This is a genomic window from Kitasatospora sp. NPDC001175 (assembly GCF_053598215.1).
On record NZ_JBSFJU010000173.1, the window covers coordinates 1 to 3956 of the forward strand.

Below are 3956 nucleotides of genomic sequence, written 5' to 3' on the forward strand. Positions count from 1 at the left end.
GCAAAACACTGGGCTGGCGCACGCCAGCCGAGGCGTTCAGCGCCGCTCTGGCAGGATGAACACCAGCAGCGTTGCGACGATCATGCGAATCCGCCGTCGATCAGAAGTGACCCCTTCCGTGATCGAGTGATCAGTCTGGCTCTGTGGGAGTCAGGAGGAAGAGGTGATCTGCGTGGAGGACTGGGCTGAGATCCGGCGGCTCCACCGTTCGGAGAGCATGTCGATCAAGGGGATCGCGCGGCATCTGGGAATCGCCCGGAACACCGTGCGGCGGGCGTTGGCCAGCGACGATCCCCCGAAGTACCGACGGGCACCGAAGGGCTCGATCGTCGATCAGGTCGAGCCGGAGATCCGCGCATTGCTGGCCGAGTACCCGCGGATGTCGGCCACTGTGATCGCGGAGCGGATCGGCTGGGAACGCTCGCTGTCAGTGCTCAAACGGCGGGTGGCCGAGCTGCGGCCCATCTACCTGCCGGCGGACCCGGTGTCCAGGACCGCTTACCGCCCTGGCGAGCTGGCCCAGTGCGATCTGTGGTTCCCGCCGGTGGACGTCCCGCTCGGGTTCGGGCAGACCGGCCGGCCGCCGGTGCTGGTCATGGTCTCCGGGTATTCCCGGGTGATCACCGCGCGGATGATCCCCACGAGGCAGGCTGCCGACCTGGTCGCCGGGCACTGGGGCCTGCTGTCCGACTGGCAGGCCGTCCCGAAGGCGCTGGTGTGGGACAACGAACCCGCCGTCGGCCGCCGCCGGGAGGGCAAAGCGGTGCTGACCACGGAGTTCGCCGCACTCGCCGGACTGCTGGCCTGCAAGATGATCCTCTGCCGCCCCCGCGATCCGGAGGCCAAGGGCTTGGTCGAGCGGGCCAACGGCTACCTCGAGACGTCGTTCCTGCCGGGGCGTGTCTTTGCCTCCCCAGCGGACTTCAACAGTCAGCTGACCGCGTGGCTGGAGATCGCCAACAGCCGACACCGACTCGGTGCGGGCCTACTTGGACGGGCGCCAGGTCGCCTCCCACGCCCGCTGCTGGGCCCGCCACCAGACCCTCACCGACCCCGAGCACGCCCACGCCGCCGACGTGATGCGTCACGAGCATCGCCTCGCGGCCGCCCACGGGGCCGTCGCGGCGGCGGTCGAGGTCGAGGAACGCGCACTGCCCTCCTACGACCGGATCTTCCGCGTCATCGAGGGCGGCGCCGGAGTCCAGGAGTGAGTGAGCCATGCCCCAACGCACCACCACGACCACCGGCCGGACAGCACGCGACGTGAAGGCCGAACTGGCCTTCCTCACACGCGCTTTGAAGGCCCCCTGCCTGCTAGATGCGGCCGAGCGCCTGGCCGAACGCGCCCGCACCGAGTCCTGGACGCACCAGGAATACCTGGCCGCCTGCCTGCAACGCGAGGTCGCCGCCCGCGATAGCCACGGCGGCGAGGGCCGCATCCGAGCCGCCCGCTTCCCCGCCCGCAAGTCCCTGGAGGAGTTCGACTTCACCCACCTGCGCGGCCTCAAACGCGAGGCCGTCACGCACCTGGGCACCCTGGACTTCGTCACCGCCAAGGAGAACGTGGTCTTCCTCGGCCCGCCCGGCACCGGCAAGACCCACCTGGCCATCGCCCTGGGCATCCGGGCCTGCCAGGCCGGCCACCGGGTCGCTTTCGCCACCGCCGCACAGTGGGTCGACCGCCTCGCCGAAGCCCACACCACCGGCAAGCTCCAGGACGAACTCACCAAGCTCGCCCGCATCCCCGTTTTGATCATCGATGAGGTCGGCTACATCCCCTTCGAACCCGAGGCCGCGAACCTGTTCTTCCAGCTGATCTCCGGCCGCTACGAACGCGCCTCCGTGATCGTGACCAGCAACAAAGCCTTCGGCCGCTGGGGAGAGACCTTCGGAGACGACACCGTCGCCGCCGCCATGATCGACCGTCTCGTCCACCACGCCGACGTGCTCTCCTTGAAGGGAGACTCCTACCGCCTCAAGGACCGCGACATCGGCCGCACTCCCAGCGCGGCCCCCACGGGTTAGAACCCGGCGAACAACTCAAATGGGGTCAGGATTGACCGACCTCAAAGGGGTCCAGGTTCAGCGACCGCCGACAAGCGGCGGGATCACGCCAGCGGCAGCGAGCGCCGGCTTCCAGTTACGGGTGTTCCAGGTGGCCCGGTTGATGGCGGTGTCCTGCCTCGTGGTCGCCAGCAGCGAAACCGTCACCTTGCGGCACTCGTCCCGCGGCAGATCCGGAAGCTCGGGATCGAGCCACGGCAAGGTGATCTCGATCGACGGGAACCTCTTCCGATGCTCCTCCAGCCGCTTCCGAAGGGCCGCGGGCAGCGGTACGTCCCGCTCCTTCTGCCCCTTCGGGAGGCCGAAGTACAGCCGCGACTTGTAGCGCAGGATCTGCCGTGAGACGTGGACGGAGTCCCCGTTCACGTCGTCCAGGCTGAACGCGAACGCCTCGCCCTGCCGAAGCCCGCATCCGACACCGAGGTCGAACGTTGCCTGGTACCGCTCGGGGAGCCCCGTGCGGACGGCACTGACGCGCTCGTGCGTCCAGGCTCGCGCCTTCCGCTCGGGCTTCCTGGGCGGCTTGATCGAGCTGTTCCCCTTGCAGGGGTTGCGGAACAGACGCTTGTCCTCGACGGCAGCCTGCATGATCGCCTTCAGGTACACCCAGGTGACGTACGCCGTGCCGGAACCGATCTTCCGCTGGATCTCAGCAGACCATGTCCGCAGCTCGGGTACGCCGACGTCGCGCAGCGCGAGACCGCCGAGGTAAGGGAGGATGTGACCCCAGATGCGGTAGCGCATACTCTCGAGCGTCTGCGCCGGGTGTGTCTGCGCCGGCCACCAGTGCTTCTCGACGTAGTCACGCATCGAGATCTGCCCGTCCCGTGAGTCGACGAAGTCGCCGCGTCGAGCGTCGGTCTGAGTCTCGGCCAGCCACGCCTTGGCGTCTGCGGCCGTGTCGAACGAGCGGTCACGTACGCCGGGTATTCCCTTGACTCGGTAGCGGATGCACTTCCCCCACAGGGCGGTTTGTTCGCGCTTCCCCGTCTCCTTGTTAGGCCGCTTCTTGAGCCACCTGTCTTCTATATACCCTGCCACTTGGGACCTCTCTCCGTTCCGGTCGCTGACGTGCCCGGCGTGCTCCGGGCAGCGCGCAACACACAGACGACCTCCGCGTGCACGAAATTCCGCATGCAGACGATGTCTTCAACTGCTCGTTCTTGAGGACTTCGGCGCTTCTCTCGGCGACCTCCTTTGGAGGCCGTCGCCGTCAAGTTGCGCGGCGCGGCGAGCGCGACTGCGGCGGCTTGTTCAGCGGGCTGAGAGCCGGGTTGGACCGCGAATCGACTTCCTGCTGTTCCGTCAGCCATGCGTCAAGCAGGTCTCGGCGGTACATGACGCGGCCGCCAGGGCCCATTCGAAAACTCGGAGGGCCCTGCCTCCGATGCCGCCAGACGTACAGCGTGTTCACCGAGAGACCGAGATACGTCGCCGCACTCTGCACGCTCAGGAAGGCGGTGTCGACGACAGGCTGACTCTGATTGCGCATCACGATCCTCCGGGGTAAGAGCGCTGCCTCCTCTTGGGCAGCTGACTGCCGCCGAACGAATGGAGGTGTCACTCCGGGACACCCTGGCGGGCACGAGCCAGGATCCGGGGGTTTGCCGTTTTGGCAGGACCGCCCTTCAGTGATAGAGGCGCCATCGGCACCGGTGTCCCCCAAAGACCGAGGTGCCAGGAACGGCCTGAGATCTGACAATGCTCAACCCCGGGTTGGCGATCCGCCGACTGCGGTGAGACCGCCCGACGGGTGACGCCGTGCAGGGCTGTTGTCATCGCTCAGCCCACCGCGTTTGGGCTTGATTCGCTTTGACGGACACCCCTGATCAGGGGCTTCGGTCCCGGTAAGGATGATGTCCATCATGGAGAGCATGGGGAAGAAGCCGCGC

The 3956-nt window shown here is 67.3% G+C and carries 3 protein-coding genes and 1 pseudogene; 2 read left to right on the top strand and 2 right to left on the bottom strand.

The genetic code is table 11. The annotated features are described in order from the left end of the window. The first annotated feature begins 163 nt into the window (after positions 1 to 163). Positions 164 to 1211: pseudogene (istA, locus tag ACWDAK_RS40750) on the top strand (IS21 family transposase). A 7-nt stretch (positions 1212 to 1218) separates the two neighbouring features. Then, on the top strand, positions 1219 to 2025 hold the full coding sequence (istB, locus tag ACWDAK_RS40755; RefSeq protein ID WP_427396309.1) for an IS21-like element helper ATPase IstB: 807 nt from the start codon (positions 1219 to 1221) through the stop codon (positions 2023 to 2025). 57 nt (positions 2026 to 2082) lie between these two features. On the opposite strand, the gene ACWDAK_RS40760 is transcribed toward istB, so the two are convergent. Beyond that, the gene (locus tag ACWDAK_RS40760; RefSeq protein ID WP_427396308.1) at positions 2083 to 3105 is read right to left on the bottom strand and encodes a site-specific integrase; all 1023 of its coding nucleotides are present in this window, start codon (positions 3103 to 3105) and stop codon (positions 2083 to 2085) included. A gap of 172 nt (positions 3106 to 3277) precedes the next feature. Further along, complete coding sequence (locus ACWDAK_RS40765) at positions 3278 to 3556, bottom strand: helix-turn-helix domain-containing protein (protein ID WP_427396307.1); 279 nt, start codon at positions 3554 to 3556, stop codon at positions 3278 to 3280. Positions 3557 to 3956 lie beyond the last annotated feature (400 nt).

Bases quoted from the DNA above. Each gene is read 5' to 3' on its own strand.
- istB (WP_427396309.1), top strand. From the start codon at position 1,219: ATGCCCCAACGCACCACCACGACCACCGGCCGGACAGCACGCGACGTG.
- ACWDAK_RS40765 (WP_427396307.1), bottom strand. From the start codon at position 3,556: ATGCGCAATCAGAGTCAGCCTGTCGTCGACACCGCCTTCCTGAGCGTG.